Annotated in this window: 17 protein-coding genes and 1 other annotated feature; of the genes, 8 read left to right on the top strand and 9 right to left on the bottom strand. The window is 54.0% G+C overall.

Features of this window, described 5'->3' with window-relative positions; translation table 11 throughout:
• Positions 1 to 4: 4 nt before the first annotated feature.
• From pheT to thrS, 7 genes are all read right to left on the bottom strand, one after another.
• A complete protein-coding gene (gene pheT, locus AC2TE5_RS09250) occupies positions 5 to 2392 on the bottom strand; it encodes a phenylalanine--tRNA ligase subunit beta (protein WP_484613081.1) in 2388 nt (795 codons plus the stop codon).
• Between the two features lie 15 nt (positions 2393 to 2407).
• On the bottom strand, positions 2408 to 3391 hold the full coding sequence (pheS, locus tag AC2TE5_RS09245) for a phenylalanine--tRNA ligase subunit alpha (RefSeq protein WP_010426091.1): 984 nt from the start codon (positions 3389 to 3391) through the stop codon (positions 2408 to 2410).
• Between the two features lie 62 nt (positions 3392 to 3453).
• Positions 3454 to 3578 (bottom strand) — a sequence feature (Phe leader region).
• Positions 3529 to 3573 (bottom strand): pheST operon leader peptide PheM, encoded by a 45-nt coding sequence (gene pheM, locus AC2TE5_RS09240; RefSeq protein ID WP_001386830.1) that lies wholly within the window; start codon positions 3571 to 3573, stop codon positions 3529 to 3531. (Overlaps the previous feature by 45 nt.)
• Positions 3579 to 3695: 117 nt before the next feature.
• Positions 3696 to 4052 carry a 50S ribosomal protein L20 gene (gene rplT / locus AC2TE5_RS09235; RefSeq protein ID WP_000124850.1) on the bottom strand — a complete coding sequence of 119 codons (357 nt, stop codon included), beginning with the start codon at positions 4050 to 4052 and terminating at the stop codon, positions 3696 to 3698.
• 51 nt (positions 4053 to 4103) lie between these two features.
• Positions 4104 to 4301, bottom strand: coding sequence for a 50S ribosomal protein L35 (rpmI, locus tag AC2TE5_RS09230; RefSeq protein WP_003030583.1), 198 nt, complete (start codon positions 4299 to 4301; stop codon positions 4104 to 4106).
• Between the two features lie 97 nt (positions 4302 to 4398).
• On the bottom strand, positions 4399 to 4941 hold the full coding sequence (gene infC, locus AC2TE5_RS09225; protein WP_014069901.1) for a translation initiation factor IF-3: 543 nt from the start codon (positions 4939 to 4941) through the stop codon (positions 4399 to 4401).
• A 3-nt stretch (positions 4942 to 4944) separates the two neighbouring features.
• Positions 4945 to 6873 carry a threonine--tRNA ligase gene (thrS, locus tag AC2TE5_RS09220; RefSeq protein WP_008500657.1) on the bottom strand — a complete coding sequence of 643 codons (1929 nt, stop codon included), beginning with the start codon at positions 6871 to 6873 and terminating at the stop codon, positions 4945 to 4947.
• 142 nt (positions 6874 to 7015) lie between these two features.
• Between thrS and yncL the strand changes: the two genes are divergently transcribed.
• Together yncL and yniD are read left to right on the top strand one after the other, a co-directional pair.
• The gene (gene yncL / locus AC2TE5_RS09215; protein WP_310742614.1) at positions 7016 to 7288 is read left to right on the top strand and encodes a stress response membrane protein YncL; all 273 of its coding nucleotides are present in this window, start codon (positions 7016 to 7018) and stop codon (positions 7286 to 7288) included.
• 98 nt (positions 7289 to 7386) lie between these two features.
• Positions 7387 to 7494 (top strand): small membrane protein YniD, encoded by a 108-nt coding sequence (yniD, locus tag AC2TE5_RS09210; RefSeq protein WP_008500658.1) that lies wholly within the window; start codon positions 7387 to 7389, stop codon positions 7492 to 7494.
• Positions 7495 to 7574: 80 nt separating this feature from the next.
• Here the strand turns inward: yniD and AC2TE5_RS09205 are convergent, their stop codons facing one another.
• Entirely contained in the window at positions 7575 to 8333 is a 759-nt protein-coding gene (locus tag AC2TE5_RS09205; protein ID WP_029740435.1) for a DUF481 domain-containing protein, read from the bottom strand.
• A 295-nt stretch (positions 8334 to 8628) separates the two neighbouring features.
• Between AC2TE5_RS09205 and pfkB the strand changes: the two genes are divergently transcribed.
• The 3 genes from pfkB (at position 8629) to AC2TE5_RS09190 (ending at position 10924) form a co-directional block, all read left to right on the top strand.
• Positions 8629 to 9561, top strand: a complete 933-nt coding sequence (gene pfkB, locus AC2TE5_RS09200; RefSeq protein ID WP_213328573.1) for a 6-phosphofructokinase II — start codon at positions 8629 to 8631, stop codon at positions 9559 to 9561.
• Between the two features lie 106 nt (positions 9562 to 9667).
• Positions 9668 to 9958, top strand: coding sequence for a type V toxin-antitoxin system endoribonuclease antitoxin GhoS (gene ghoS / locus AC2TE5_RS09195; protein WP_047648044.1), 291 nt, complete (start codon positions 9668 to 9670; stop codon positions 9956 to 9958).
• Between the two features lie 105 nt (positions 9959 to 10063).
• Entirely contained in the window at positions 10064 to 10924 is an 861-nt protein-coding gene (locus AC2TE5_RS09190; RefSeq protein ID WP_029740438.1) for a fructosamine kinase family protein, read from the top strand.
• Between the two features lie 35 nt (positions 10925 to 10959).
• Here the strand turns inward: AC2TE5_RS09190 and AC2TE5_RS09185 are convergent, their stop codons facing one another.
• On the bottom strand, positions 10960 to 11496 hold the full coding sequence (locus tag AC2TE5_RS09185; RefSeq protein ID WP_023311291.1) for a YniB family protein: 537 nt from the start codon (positions 11494 to 11496) through the stop codon (positions 10960 to 10962).
• 148 nt (positions 11497 to 11644) lie between these two features.
• On the opposite strand from AC2TE5_RS09185, the gene hxpB reads away from it, so the two are divergent.
• From hxpB to AC2TE5_RS09170, 3 genes are all read left to right on the top strand, one after another.
• Positions 11645 to 12316: a hexitol phosphatase HxpB gene (gene hxpB, locus AC2TE5_RS09180; protein ID WP_484613080.1), complete on the top strand. Its 672-nt coding sequence runs from the start codon at positions 11645 to 11647 to the stop codon at positions 12314 to 12316.
• 101 nt (positions 12317 to 12417) lie between these two features.
• Complete coding sequence (locus AC2TE5_RS09175) at positions 12418 to 13008, top strand: metal-dependent hydrolase (protein ID WP_023335366.1); 591 nt, start codon at positions 12418 to 12420, stop codon at positions 13006 to 13008.
• 127 nt (positions 13009 to 13135) lie between these two features.
• Complete coding sequence (locus AC2TE5_RS09170; RefSeq protein ID WP_484613079.1) at positions 13136 to 14527, top strand: L-cystine transporter; 1392 nt, start codon at positions 13136 to 13138, stop codon at positions 14525 to 14527.
• The last annotated feature ends 34 nt before the right edge of the window (positions 14528 to 14561 follow it).

Below are 14561 nucleotides of genomic sequence, written 5' to 3'. Positions count from 1 at the left end.
AGGTTCAATCCCTCAATGATGCCTGGAATCGCTCTTTTAATGCCTCTACACATTTGGCGACGGTAGCGGCAATCTCCTCTTCTTCGAGTGTACGGCTGGTATCCTGAAGGATAAGGCTAATAGCGAGGCTCTTGAAACCTTCTGCTACGCCCTTGCCGCGGTACACGTCAAATAAGTTTACGCCAACTACCTGATTTACGCCAACTTTCTTACATTCGGCCAAAATATCTGCTGCGGGCACATTTTCCGCGACCACAACCGCGATATCACGGCGGTTTGCCGGGAAGCGGGAGACGTCCTGAGCCTGAGGAATAACGCGGTCAGCCACCGGGTTCCATTCCAGCTCGAACACGATGGTACGGCCGTTCAGGTCCAGCTTGCGCTCCAGTTCAGGGTGAACAACCCCAATAAAACCAACGCGTTTGCCGTCTAAATAGATGGCTGCGCTCTGGCCCGGATGCAGTGCCGGGATGGCTTCTGCGCGGAATTCAATTTCAGATAATTTACCGGTCAGATCCAGAATCGCTTCCAGATCGCCCTTCATATCGTAGAAATCAACCGTGCCTTTTGCCAGGTCCCAGTGCTCTTCATAGCGGTTGCCGCCGATGGCGCCAGCCAGCATGAGATCCTGACGGATGCCTAAATTTGCCTGATTATCCGGTACAAAGCGCAAACCGCTTTCGAAAATTCGCACGCGGTTTTGCTGACGATTCTGGTTATAAACGACAGTGCCCAGCAGGCCCGTCCACAGAGACAGACGCATCGCGGACATTTCGCTGGAGATTGGGCTTGGCAGGATCAGCGCCTCCTGGCCCGGGTGGATCAGCTGCTGAAGCTTTGGATCCACAAAGCTGTAGGTGATCACTTCCTGGTAGCCTTTGTCGTTCAGCATGGTTTTCACACGCTTCAGGGACAGGTCGGCTTCACGGTGGGAGCCCATCACCAGACCTGCCTGCACAGGCTCGTCAGGGATGTTGTTGTAGCCGTAAACGCGGGCCACTTCTTCCACCAGATCTTCTTCAATTTCCATGTCGAAACGCCATGATGGCGCAACGGCTTTCCACTCGTCCTGGCCTTCGGTCACTTCGCAGCCCAGACGCGTCAGGATGTCAGTCACCTGCGCATCGGCAACGTGATGGCCAATCAGGCGATCCAGCTTGCTGCGGCGCAGGGTGATGGTGGCACGCTTCGGCAGGGTCGCTTCGTTGGTGACGTCGATAACCGGGCCCGCTTCACCGCCGCAGATGTCGATCAGCAGGCGGGTTGCACGTTCCATCGCTTTATACTGCAGCGCCGGGTCAACGCCGCGCTCGTAGCGGTGGGAGGCATCGGTATGCAGGCCGTGACGGCGTGCGCGACCGGTGATGGAGAGCGGGCTGAAGAACGCGCATTCCAGCAGGACGTTTTGCGTCTCGTCGTTCACGCCTGAGTGCTCGCCCCCGAAGATACCGCCCATTGCCAGCGCTTTGCTGTGGTCAGCAATCACCAGTGTGTCGGCGTTCAGTTTCGCTTCGCTGCCGTCCAGCAGAACCAGGGTTTCGCCCTCTTTCGCCATGCGCACAACGATGCCGCCGTCGATACGGTCTTTATCGAACGCGTGCATCGGCTGGCCCAGCTCCAGCAGAACGTAGTTGGTCACGTCTACCACGGCGTCGATAGAGCGGATACCGCAGCGGCGCAGCTTCTCCTTCATCCACAGCGGGGTTGGCGCTTTAACGTTGATGCCTTTCACCACGCGACCGAGGTAGCGCGGGCAAGCATCCGCAGCGTCAACCTGAATAGGCAGCACGTCGCTGATGGTCGCTTCAACCGGCGTGATGTCCGGCGCGTTCAGTTCGGTCTGGTTCAGCACGGCCACGTCGCGCGCCACGCCGATGATACCTAAGCAGTCGGCACGGTTTGGCGTGACGCTGATTTCGATGGTGTTGTCATCAAGCTTCAGGTATTCACGGATATCGGTGCCGACTGGCGCATCCAGCGGCAGCTCAATGATGCCGTTGTGGTCGTCGGAAATACCCAGCTCGGAGAAGGAGCACAGCATGCCTTCAGACGGCTCGCCGCGCAGCTTAGCCGCTTTAATTTTGAAATCGCCCGGCAGCACTGCACCGACGGTCGCCACGGCCACCTTCAGGCCCTGACGGCAGTTTGGCGCACCGCAGACGATATCCAGCAGACGGTCACCGCCCACGTTCACTTTTGTCACGCGCAGTTTGTCAGCGTTAGGGTGCTGGCCGCACTCTACCACTTCGCCGACGACCACGCCGTTGAAGGCACCGGAAACCGGCTCAACGCCGTCCACTTCCAGACCCGCCATGGTGATCTGGTTAGAAAGCGCGTCGCTGTCCAGCGTGGTGTTCACCCACTCGCGTAACCACAGTTCACTGAATTTCATTGTTCTGTCCTGCCCTTATTTAAACTGTTTGAGGAAACGCAGATCGTTTTCGAAGAATGCACGTAAGTCGGTCACGCCGTAGCGCAGCATGGTCAGACGCTCCATGCCCATGCCGAAGGCAAAGCCGGAGTAAACTTCCGGATCGATACCCACGTTGCGCAGCACGTTTGGATGCACCATGCCGCAGCCCAGCACTTCCAGCCATTTGCCGTTTTTACCCATCACGTCAACTTCCGCAGACGGTTCGGTGAACGGGAAGTAGGACGGACGGAAACGAACCTGCAGATCTTCCTCAAAGAAGTTGTTCAGGAAATCGTGCAGCGTGCCCTTCAGGTTGGTGAAGCTGATGTTTTTATCAACAATCAGGCCTTCCATCTGGTGGAACATTGGGGTGTGGGTCTGATCGTAGTCGTTACGATAGACGCGGCCCGGCGCGATAATACGGATTGGCGGCTCCTGATCCTTCATGGTACGGATCTGAACGCCGGAGGTCTGAGTACGCAGCAGACGCGTAGCGTCGAACCAGAAAGTGTCGTGGTCAGCGCGTGCCGGATGATGGCCAGGAATGTTCAGGGCGTCGAAGTTATGGTAATCATCTTCGATTTCCGGGCCAGTCGCCACGGTAAAGCCGAGCTCACCGAAGAAACTTTCAATGCGATCGATGGTGCGGGTAACCGGGTGCAGACCGCCGTTTTCGATACGGCGACCTGGCAGAGAAACGTCAATCGTCTCTGCGGCCAGACGCGCATTCAGCACCGCGCTTTCCAGCTCGGCTTTGCGCGCGTTCAGCGCCTGCTGTACCTGCTCTTTGGCTTCGTTAATCACCGCACCGGCTGCCGGGCGTTCTTCTGGCGGCAGCTCGCGCAGGGTTGTCATCTGAAGGGTCAAGTGCCCTTTCTTCCCAAGATATTCGACGCGGACATTGTCTAACGCGGCAACATCTGAGGCCTGATTAATGGCGGCTGTTGCACTGGCAACCAGCTCTGCGAGATGTGACATGATTTTCCTCATTATGTCGGTGCAGACACCGATTTGGTGGAGTTATTCTCTCAAATTCAGGCACAAAAAAAGCCTCCATCGGGAGGCTTATCTGGCGCTGTTTTTCGTTTCATCTTTCACGCGCTAGCCTCCTGAAATCAGGTGCTAAAGTAAAAGAAGAAGCGGAAAATAGCAGCATTCATGCTTGCGTTACCTTGTCTGGTAAAAACCGTTAAGACCTTATTGAAAAGCCTGGACGGGTAAAAGTCAATGTTCTGATGATGTTAAAACAAAAGAGGGAGCAAAGCTCCCTCTCTCAACTGGCTTATGCCAGTGCTGCTTTCGCTTTTTCGACCAGAGCGGTGAACGCTACTTTGTCGAATACTGCGATGTCAGCCAGGATCTTACGGTCGATTTCAACAGAGGCTTTTTTCAGGCCGTTGATGAATTTGCTGTAAGAAATACCGTTCTGACGTGCTGCTGCGTTGATACGCGCAATCCACAGTTGACGGAACTGACGCTTACGCTGACGACGGTCACGGTAAGCGTACTGACCTGCTTTGATAACAGCCTGGAAGGCAACGCGGTAAACGCGTGAACGCGCACCGTAGTAGCCTTTAGCTTGTTTCAAAATTTTCTTGTGACGTGCACGTGCAATTACACCACGTTTTACGCGAGCCATATGTGCTCTCCTGTATCTATATTCTTAGTAAAAAAATTAAACGTTAACGGCTTATGCGTACGGCAGGCACGCGATAACCAGACCCAGATCGCCTTTAGAAACGAGGCCTTTTGGACGCAGGTGACGTTTACGCTTAGTAGATTTTTTGGTCAGAATATGACGCAGGTTTGCGTGCTTACGCTTAAATCCACCACCACCGGTTTTTTTGAAGCGCTTAGCAGCACCGCGTACGGTCTTAATTTTTGGCATCTTAATAACTTCCACTTCGCATTGTTAAATAAACGAAACATAGGCGAACAAAACCTATGAAACCCGAAGGCTCCACAGATTTTGCTGCTTGAAGGCCTTACTGTTTCTTCTTAGGAGCGAGCACCATGATCATCTGGCGGCCTTCGATCTTCGTAGGGAAGGATTCGACTACTGCCAGTTCACTCAGATCGTCACGGACGCGGTTAAGCACTTCCATACCAATCTGTTGGTGGGCCATCTCACGACCGCGGAAACGCAGTGTGATCTTGGCCTTATCGCCATCTTCCAGAAAGCGAATCAGGCTGCGGAGTTTTACCTGATAATCGCCATCGTCGGTACCAGGACGGAATTTGATTTCCTTAACCTGGATAACTTTTTGCTTCTTCTTCTGTTCCTTAGAAGACTTACTCTTTTCATAAAGGAACTTGCCGTAGTCCATGATACGACAAACTGGCGGTTCGGCGTTAGGGCTGATTTCAACTAAATCTACTCCAGCTTCTTCAGCTTTTTCGATCGCTTCTCTCAGACTCACAATCCCCAGTGGTTCACCTTCAAGATCTGTTAAGCGAACTTCCTGGGCGCGAATCTCGCCATTGATACGATTCGGACGTGCCGTTTGAACTCGTTTTCCGCCTTTAATACCTTATTCCTCCAGTTGTTGAAGACTGCGGCTGCGAATCTCTTGTTGCAGCTTCTCAATCACTTCACTTACGTCCAGGCTCCCCAGGTCTTTACCACGGCGGGTGCGAACGGCAACTTTGCCTGCTTCCACCTCTTTATCACCACAGACCAACATATACGGGACACGACGTAAAGTGTGCTCGCGGATTTTAAAGCCAATCTTCTCATTTCTCAAGTCTGCTTTTACGCGAATGCCCGCATTTTGCAGTTTCTGCGTCAATTCTTTAACGTAATCCGCCTGAGAATCAGTAATGTTCATCACCACGACCTGCACTGGCGCAAGCCAGGTTGGGAAGAAGCCAGCGAACTCTTCGGTCAGGATGCCGATGAAGCGCTCCAGAGAACCGAGTATTGCACGGTGAATCATTACCGGTACCTGACGCTCGTTGTCTTCGCCAACATAAGAGGCGCTTAAACGCTGCGGCAGGGAGAAGTCCAGCTGTACAGTACCGCACTGCCATGCGCGATCGAGGCAGTCATACAGGGTAAATTCAATTTTCGGACCGTAGAATGCGCCCTCGCCCAGCTGGTATTCGAACGGAATGCCGTTCTCTTCCAGCGCCACGGCGAGATCCGCTTCTGCGCGATCCCAGGTCTCATCGCTACCGATACGTTTTTCCGGACGCGTTGAGAGTTTGACGACGATCTTCTCGAAGCCAAAGGTGCTGTACATATCGTAGACCATACGAATACAGGCGTTAACTTCGTCACGGACCTGATCTTCAGTACAGAAGATATGCGCATCATCCTGAGTAAAGCCACGAACACGCATCAGACCGTGCAGCGCACCTGATGGCTCGTTACGGTGGCAGCTACCGAACTCCGCCATACGCAGCGGCAGGTCGCGGTAGGATTTCAGACCCTGGTTGAAGATCTGAACGTGGCCCGGGCAGTTCATTGGCTTGATGCAGTATTCACGGTTCTCAGACGAGGTGGTGAACATCGCATCTTTGTAGTTGTCCCAGTGGCCGGTTTTTTCCCACAGCACACGGTCCATCATGAACGGGCCTTTCACTTCCTGATACTGGTACTCTTTCAGCTTGGAGCGTACGAAAGTTTCCAGTTCACGGAAGATGGTCCAGCCGTCGTTATGCCAGAACACCATACCCGGCGCTTCTTCCTGCATGTGGTACAGGTCAAGCTGCTTACCGATTTTACGGTGGTCACGCTTCGCCGCCTCTTCCAGGCGCAGCAGGTACGCGTTCAGGGCTTTTTTATCGGCCCACGCGGTACCATAAATACGCTGCAACATCTTGTTGTTGCTGTCGCCACGCCAGTAGGCGCCCGCGATCTTCATCAGCTTAAAGTGATGACAGAAGCGCATGTTCGGCACGTGCGGTCCACGGCACATGTCGACGTATTCTTCGTGATGGTACAAGCCAGGCTTGTCATCATGCGAAATGTTTTCGTCAAGAATAGAGACCTTGTAGCTCTCGCCGCGCTTCACGAAGGTTTCACGCGCTTCGTGCCAGCTGACTTTCTTCTTGATGACGTCATAGTTCGTTTCGGCGAGCTCGTGCATGCGTTTTTCGAGCGCGTCGATATCTTCCTGAGTCAGGGTGTGGTCGAGGTCAACGTCGTAGTAGAAACCGTTGTCGATAACCGGACCGATCGCCATTTTGGTGTTTGGCCACAGCTGTTTGATGGCATGGCCTAACAGGTGCGCGCAGGAGTGACGAATGATCTCCAGACCTTCTTCGTCTTTCGCGGTGATGATTGCAAGCGTCGCATCGTTTTCGATAAGATCGGAAGCATCCACCAGCTCACCGTTAACACGGCCAGCGATAGTCGCTTTCGCGAGACCAGGACCAATGTCCAGGGCAACATCCATTGGGCTAACAGCACGGTCGAAATGGCGTTGACTGCCATCAGGAAGAGTAATTACAGGCATTTTATATCCTTATTTGCAGTGATGCCCCACACATAAGAGCATATACAAAGAAAATAATCGTGATTTGACAATAGATTACGACACCATCTGACCAACAATCGTCAAATTGGTTCGTCATCATTCACCTGCCGAATTCAGATTAATGCGGATTTACGGCAAGCGACGTAATGTTAACACTAACGCAAAGGAGATTGCACCCTCTGCGGCCAGATTGATGGGCTGGCACTTTCGTACGAATTTGCAGGTTGCTTCTCCCCTGCGCTCGCATTTCGAAGATGCTGGGCTACTCTTGAACAGGTCTTTAAACCCAAAGGTGCATACCATGAACGTATCCAGCAGAACGGTTGTGATATTGAATCTCCTTTCCGCCACAGGTTTATTGTTGATTCTCGCCGAACGATTCCACTGGTTCTGAGCCGACCCCTGCGCTGGCATAACCTAATCGATCCTGAGAAGGGGCATATTTCGGCCCTGTTTGGTAGACTGTGGATATCAACGAACAAGGATTAGGTTATGCCAACAAAACGATTTGCCGTAAAACACTGGAAAATGGTGCTGGTGCTGATTGCCATCTGCGGCGCAATGCTGCTACTCCGTTGGGCGGCAATGATTTGGGGCTAGGGGCGAAGACAGGTCATCAGAAGGGACGTCAAAAAACCACAGACAATAAACGGGCCGACATCATCGTCGGCCCGCTTTCATTACATTCTATAACCCAGTGAAACCGTGGTTCTGCGGTCGGTATGATCCGGCGCAGATTCTGGTGGTGAAGAGTTCCAGGTCACGTTGTAGGCCACTTTCAGACCAAAGTGTTCGTTGATAGCCACGTTCAGCGCCGTCTCAGAGTTCAGCGTCGTGTCGTCGGCACCAAATACAGAAACACCCTGGGTAAATTTGGTGTTGTCAGTCATCTGCCAGGCATAGGTACCGGAAGCGTAACCGAGCGGTTGGGTTTTGGTATCGCCATTGGTGTACTCGTCATAACGCACACCCGGACCGAATTCAAAACGGAGGCTGTGTACCGGACCGTTCAGGAACTGGCGACCATAACCGGCGGTGAACACATCGCGCTGGCGATAACCGTTGTAACGGTCAGTTAACCAGCTTGCCTGTCCAAACAGGTAGTCATAGTCGGTCATGTTGTAACGGCTACGTCCGCCTACCGCATATTTCTCGGAAGAACGTTCGTCATTAGCGGAAGTGTTGCTGGCATTACCCCACAGAGACCAGGCGGTGGTGTTGCCGTACCAGGTTAGCGTACTGTCCGCCGTCAGAGAAGAGCTTTTCGTGTTACCGGATTGTGCCAGGTACCCGGCGTTCAGGTTACCTTCAAACGGTTTTTTCGCGGTGGAAGGATCGTCCATGACAGTAAAAACGGTATCATCAGCGGTCGCGTTCATAGCCGCAAACACGCCACCCGCCAGCATCAGTGCAGCGGGCACTGTCTTTAAAAGCTTCATTTTATTAAGGAGTCCGTACAACAAAAAAAGAGACCACACGGTCCCGGAATCTTTCTTGAGGATCAATGACAAGGCGTCCAGAGAAAGGTAACAAATTATAAAAAGCCGCAAATAACATAGCAATGTTTTCTTATTTCATTTTTTGAATAAGAACGATCTCAAAAAGCGTTTTATTTTATATATCCCCCGCCTCACTTTTTGTCAGTATTCATATTTAAAATCATACTGTTATTTACATTGCCTTCCTGTCAAATGGTGCCAGGCTAATAAGAACCCATGCTAAAAGGAGGTAATGATGGTTTCTATCTATACTCTGACGCTCTCCCCTTCCCTGGATTCCGCCACCCTGACGCCGCAGATTTACCCGGAAGGTAAATTGCGCTGTAGCGCCCCGGTCTTTGAGCCCGGCGGCGGCGGGATCAACGTGGCGCGCGCCATTACACACCTCGGCGGCAAAGCCACGGCTATTTTCCCCACCGGCGGTGCCACCGGCGAACACCTGGTCTCTCTGCTGGCAGATGAACAGGTGGCCGTAGAGACCGTCGAGGCCAAAGACTGGACGCGGCAAAACCTGCATGTCCACGTGGGATCCAGCGGCGAGCAGTACCGTTTTGTCATGCCGGGCGCGAAACTGAGCGATGACGAGTTTCGTCAGCTTGAAGAGAAAGTGCTGACGATAGAAAGCGGCGCGCTGCTGGTGATAAGCGGCAGCCTGCCGCCCGGCGTAAGCACGGAAAAATTAACGGCGCTGATTCAGGCGGTACAGCAGCGCGGTATCCGCTGCATTGTCGACAGCAGCGGCGAGGCCCTGCAGGCGGCCCTGGTGCCGGGCAATCTGGAGCTGGTCAAACCCAACCAGAAAGAGTTAAGCGCGCTGGTCAACCGCGAACTGACGCAGCCTGATGATGTTCGCACCGCCGCGCAGGAGCTGGTACGCAGCGGCAAAGCGCGACGCGTAGTCGTCTCCCTTGGCCCTCAGGGGGCGCTGGCAGTCGATGAATCATCGTCCGTTCAGGTTGTCCCGCCGCCGATGAAGAGCCAGAGCACGGTTGGCGCGGGCGATAGCATGGTGGGTGCGATGACGCTAAAACTGGCGCAGGGCGCGTCTCTGCTGGAAATGACACGCTACGGCGTGGCGGCGGGTAGCGCCGCAACCATCAACCAGGGCACGCGTCTCTGTTCACTTGCCGATACGCAAAAAATCGTCGATTACCTGTCCCGAAATTAGCACCTTTTCCCCTTCGTCTTTACGGAGGGGAATGTCCTCGCTGAGTCGCCAAACGCAAACTATCGACTATGCTAAGAAAACTTCCATGATAACAATGAGGTGAATTATGAGCAGTGGTGACATCACACGTTACGTCGTGACCATCAACCTTCATGAAGCATCGCTGACCGAGCTGAATGAGCTCAACAATGCTTTCACCCGGGCTAATTTTCTCCTCACCCTGACGGATGACGAGGGCAATATTCATGATTTAGGTACCCTGGCATTTGGTCTAATCGGTGCCCTGAGCCAGGAAGAGGTTCATGCGCTGGCCGCCAGTCTGGTGGAAAGCGTGACCGACAAGCCTGCCGAAATCGACGTGGATACCTGGGAAAGCTGGCGGAAAAAAGAACAATAAGTGCGCTGTATGAATTTAAACCGCTCAGGTGTGCGTTAGTTCGTATTTTTTTACCGCCATTATGCGCTAACTTTATGATCTGGCAGACAACATGGGAGAGACAACATGTGGCAGGCTATCAGTCATCTTTTACGTGAGCAGCTGGGTGAAGGTGAAATTGAACTGCGTAACGAACTGCCAGGCGGTGAAATCCACGCCGCGTGGCATTTACGCTACGCAGGGCGCGATCTTTTCGTTAAGTGCGATGAGCGAGAGCTGCTTCCGATATTTACCGCCGAAGCCGACCAGCTGGAGCTGTTGTCGCGCAGTAAAACGGTGACGGTCCCGCAGGTTCTGGCCGTGGGGAGCGACCGCGACTACAGCTTCCTGGTGATGGAGTATCTCCCCGCCCGGCCGCTGGATGCCCATAATGCGTTCATTCTCGGCCAACAGCTGGCGCGCCTGCATCAATGGAGCGACCAGCCGCAGTTTGGTCTCGATTTTGACAACGATCTCTCCACCACGCCACAGCCCAATGCCTGGCAGCGTCGCTGGTCGACATTTTTTGCCGAGCAGCGAATTGGCTGGCAGCTTGAGCTGGCCGCCGAGAAAGGGCTGGAATTTGGCAATATTGATGCCATCGTCGAACACGTTCAACAGCGTCTGGCATCCCACCAGCCTCAGGCGTCTCTGCTTCACGGCGATTTGTGGTCCAATAACTGCGCGCTGGGTCCCAACGGCCCCTATATCTTTGACCCGGCCTGCTACTGGGGTGACAGAGAGTGCGATCTTGCCATGCTGCCGCTTCATCCGGAACAGCCGCCGCAGATATACGACGGATACCAGTCTGTTTCCCCCCTGCCGCCCGGTTTCCTCGACCGCCAGCCGGTGTATCAGCTTTATACGCTGATGAACCGAGCCATTCTTTTTGGCGGAGAACACCTTGTTAACGCGCAGCGGGCGCTCGAGCGCATGCTTGCCGCCTGAGAAGAGACGGGTGGCCTTGCCGCCACCCCTATCGCTTACAGAAAACCGAGCAGTGAGAAGAAGAAGTATCCCGCCACAATGATGATGACGGGAAGGATATAGAGCGGGAAAATTTGCAGGAAAATGGTGTGACGCGGCACAACAATGCGGGATTCAATCTGCTCCCGACTCATTCCTTCCGGGCCTTTGGCCTGCTCCAGAATCAACTGATCCTCAACGCCTTCGCGTAAAAAGCGCGTCTGGCGACTCATTCTCGCGCCAGAGGCCTGCAGTGCCAGCGCGACAAAGATCAGGGCGTATATCACCCAAAAGCCGATGTTCAGCTGTTGATGAAAATCCGGGGTGGGTGAATTAAACCAGAAAACATTCAAAAATGGCGTATTAAAACGCATCATCTCAATCATGACATGAGCGAAATCAAGCATTACCGCATTGATACCCGGCTGTTTTTCGCTGTGATCGTACATAAATTTGAGTACAGAAATCAGCGTAGAAATGACGGCAGGAATAAAAATTACCCAGCCAGCAATGCGTTTTAAGACCGCGATGCGTCCAGCTTGTTGATACGTCATCAGTTCCTCTTCATAAAGACGCGTTATTTGTGCCTAAGTCTACCTGCTGGCCATCAATTTCGCCCGATCTTTGAAAGCAATATGCTAAATTGCAGATTGTGCTTAGCACGTATCGTCTGTCGAACACCCTGGATAAGGAGACGTTGTGATGTCGACACCGCGCCAAATTCTTGCCGCAATTTTTGACATGGATGGATTACTGATCGATTCCGAACCGCTGTGGGATCGCGCCGAACTGGATGTGATGGCCAGCCTGGGCGTGGATATCAGCCGCCGTAATGAACTCCCCGATACGCTGGGCCTGCGCATCGATATGGTGGTTGACCTGTGGTTTGCCCAACAGCCGTGGGTAGGTCCCAATCGCGATGAGGTGACCGCACGCATTATCAGCCGCGCCATTTCTCTGGTGGAAGAGAACAGGCCGCTGCTGCCCGGCGTACGCGAGGCCGTTGCGCTGTGTAAAGCCAAGGGGCTGAAGGTTGGCCTGGCCTCGGCTTCACCGCTGCATATGCTGGAAAAAGTGCTGACGATGTTTGAACTGCGCGACAGTTTCGATGCGCTGGCGTCCGCTGAAAAATTGCCTTACAGCAAGCCGCACCCGCAGGTCTATCTGGACTGTGCCGCGAAGCTCGGCCTGGATCCCCTCAACTGCGTTGCGCTGGAAGATTCCGTTAACGGTATGGTGGCGTCGAAGGCTGCGCGGATGCGCTCCATTGTGGTGCCCGCTGAAGAAGGCCGTCACGATCCCCGGTTTGCGCTTGCCGATGTGAAGCTTAATTCACTGGCAGAACTCACGGCGCATCATCTGCAGGGCGGTTAACGCCCTTCTCCGGTTTGTGACAAACAGTTACACCGTCACCTCTTCCGCCTACTGTATAAAAACCCTATACTGTATGAATTGACAGTTTTGTGGGTTTTATCATGACGGCGGAAGGCCACCTGCTTTTTTCAATTGCGTGCGCGGTATTTGCCAAAAACGCTGAACTCACCCCCGTGCTGGCACAGGGGGACTGGTGGCATATTGTCCCTTCCGCCGTATTGACCTGTCTGCTGCCCGACATTGACCATCCTAAATCCTTTCTCGGACAACGCCTGAAGTGGGTGTCGAAACCCATCGCCCGCGCGTTCGGCCACCGGGGGTTTACGCACAGCCTGCTGGCCGTGTTTGGCCTGCTGACGCTTTTCTATTTAAAGGTGCCCGAAAGCTGGATAGTCCCCGCCGATGCGATCCAGGGGATGGTGCTGGGCTATTTAAGCCATATTCTCGCCGATATGCTGACGCCTGCGGGCGTGCCGCTGCTTTGGCCCTGCCGCTGGCGTTTCCGTTTTCCCATCCTCGCCCCGCAGAAAGGTAACCAGCTTGAGCGTGCACTGTGCATGGCGCTGTTTGCTTACGCCGTCTGGATGCCGCAAACCTTGCCCGAAAATAGTGCAGTTCGCTGGTCATCCCAGATGATTAATTCGCTGCAATTTCAGTTTAATCGCTTTATTCATCACCAGATTGAACAGTAAACCGACAAAATTATCCCATTTGTCATAACCCATTCCATTTGGATATAAGCGCTACATCACACTTCTGCTAACCTTCCGCCAACAGGATCGGTAAAAACCGACCCAATAATAAATCAGGAGAACGGGGATGAATTTTCCACTCATCGCGAACGTCGTTGTGTTCGTTGTATTGCTATTGCTTCTCGCGCAGGCGCGCCACAAACAGTGGAGCCTGGCGAAAAAAGTGCTGGTTGGTCTGGCCATGGGTGTCGTATTTGGTCTGGCATTACAGGCAATTTATGGCTCCGATAATCCAGTTCTGAAAGACTCTATTCAGTGGTTCAACATCGTCGGTAACGGCTATGTCCAGCTGCTGCAGATGATCGTTATGCCGCTGGTGTTCGCCTCTATTCTGAGCGCCGTGGCCCGCCTGCATAACGCCACTCAGCTGGGAAAAATCAGTTTCCTGACCATTGGTACGCTGCTGTTCACCACGCTGATTGCCGCGCTGGTGGGTGTGCTGGTCACCAACCTGTTTGGCCTGACCGCAGAAGGTCTGGTTCAGGGTTCCGCTGAAACGGCGCGTCTTACCGCGATTCAAACCAACTACGTTGGTAAAGTGGCTGACCTGACCGTGCCGCAGATGGTGCTCTCCTTCATTCCGAAGAACCCGTTTGCTGACCTGACCGGTGCGAGCCCAACCTCCATCATCAGCGTGGTTATTTTCGCCGCGTTCCTGGGCGTAGCGGCGCTGAAGCTGCTGAAAGACGATGCGCCAAAAGGCGAACGCGTGCTGACCGCGATTGACACCCTGCAAAGCTGGGTGATGAAGCTGGTTCGTCTGGTCATGCAGCTCACCCCTTACGGCGTGCTGGCGCTGATGACCAAAGTGGTTGCCGGCTCTAACCTGCAGGACATCATTAAGCTGGGCAGCTTCGTTGTCGCCTCTTATCTGGGCCTGGGCATTATGTTCGTGGTGCACGGCATCCTGCTGGGCGTGAACGGCGTCAGCCCGCTGAAATACTTCCGTAAAGTCTGGCCGGTACTGACCTTTGCCTTCACCAGCCGTTCCAGCGCCGCGTCTATTCCGCTGAACGTTGAAGCACAGACCCGTCGTCTGGGCGTGCCTGAATCCATCGCCAGCTTCTCTGCCTCCTTTGGTGCCACCATTGGTCAGAACGGCTGTGCGGGTCTGTACCCGGCGATGCTGGCGGTGATGGTTGCGCCAACCGTGGGTATCAACCCGCTGGATCCGGTTTGGATTGCCACGCTGGTCGGGATTGTTACCATAAGCTCCGCAGGCGTTGCGGGTGTTGGCGGTGGCGCAACCTTCGCCGCGCTGATTGTGCTGCCTGCGCTAGGCCTGCCCGTGACGCTGGTCGCGCTGCTGATCTCCGTTGAGCCGCTGATCGACATGGGCCGTACCGCGCTGAACGTCAGCGGCTCCATGACCGCCGGTACGCTGACCAGCCAGTGGCTGAAGCAAACCGACAAAGCGATTCTGGAAAGTGAAGACGACGCCGAGCTGGCGCACCGTTAATCACTTTAGAAATAAAAAAACCGCCTGATGGCGG

It is taken from the genome of Enterobacter sp. N5-15 (genome assembly GCF_057221635.1).
Note: the sequence above shows the minus strand (reverse complement) of the source record. Positions and strands in the feature narration are given on the sequence as shown.

Coding starts and splice junctions, on each gene's coding strand:
- hxpB (WP_484613080.1), top strand. CDS start 11,645: ATGTCGACACCGCGCCAAATTCTTGCCGCAATTTTTGACATGGATGGA.
- pheS (WP_010426091.1), bottom strand. CDS start 3,391: ATGTCACATCTCGCAGAGCTGGTTGCCAGTGCAACAGCCGCCATTAAT.
- AC2TE5_RS09175 (WP_023335366.1), top strand. CDS start 12,418: ATGACGGCGGAAGGCCACCTGCTTTTTTCAATTGCGTGCGCGGTATTT.
- rpmI (WP_003030583.1), bottom strand. CDS start 4,301: ATGCCAAAAATTAAGACCGTACGCGGTGCTGCTAAGCGCTTCAAAAAA.
- pfkB (WP_213328573.1), top strand. CDS start 8,629: ATGGTTTCTATCTATACTCTGACGCTCTCCCCTTCCCTGGATTCCGCC.
- AC2TE5_RS09170 (WP_484613079.1), top strand. CDS start 13,136: ATGAATTTTCCACTCATCGCGAACGTCGTTGTGTTCGTTGTATTGCTA.
- yncL (WP_310742614.1), top strand. CDS start 7,016: ATGCGGATTTACGGCAAGCGACGTAATGTTAACACTAACGCAAAGGAG.
- ghoS (WP_047648044.1), top strand. CDS start 9,668: ATGAGCAGTGGTGACATCACACGTTACGTCGTGACCATCAACCTTCAT.
- thrS (WP_008500657.1), bottom strand. CDS start 6,873: ATGCCTGTAATTACTCTTCCTGATGGCAGTCAACGCCATTTCGACCGT.
- AC2TE5_RS09205 (WP_029740435.1), bottom strand. CDS start 8,333: ATGAAGCTTTTAAAGACAGTGCCCGCTGCACTGATGCTGGCGGGTGGC.
- yniD (WP_008500658.1), top strand. CDS start 7,387: ATGCCAACAAAACGATTTGCCGTAAAACACTGGAAAATGGTGCTGGTG.
- AC2TE5_RS09185 (WP_023311291.1), bottom strand. CDS start 11,496: ATGACGTATCAACAAGCTGGACGCATCGCGGTCTTAAAACGCATTGCT.
- AC2TE5_RS09190 (WP_029740438.1), top strand. CDS start 10,064: ATGTGGCAGGCTATCAGTCATCTTTTACGTGAGCAGCTGGGTGAAGGT.
- rplT (WP_000124850.1), bottom strand. CDS start 4,052: ATGGCTCGCGTAAAACGTGGTGTAATTGCACGTGCACGTCACAAGAAA.
- pheT (WP_484613081.1), bottom strand. CDS start 2,392: ATGAAATTCAGTGAACTGTGGTTACGCGAGTGGGTGAACACCACGCTG.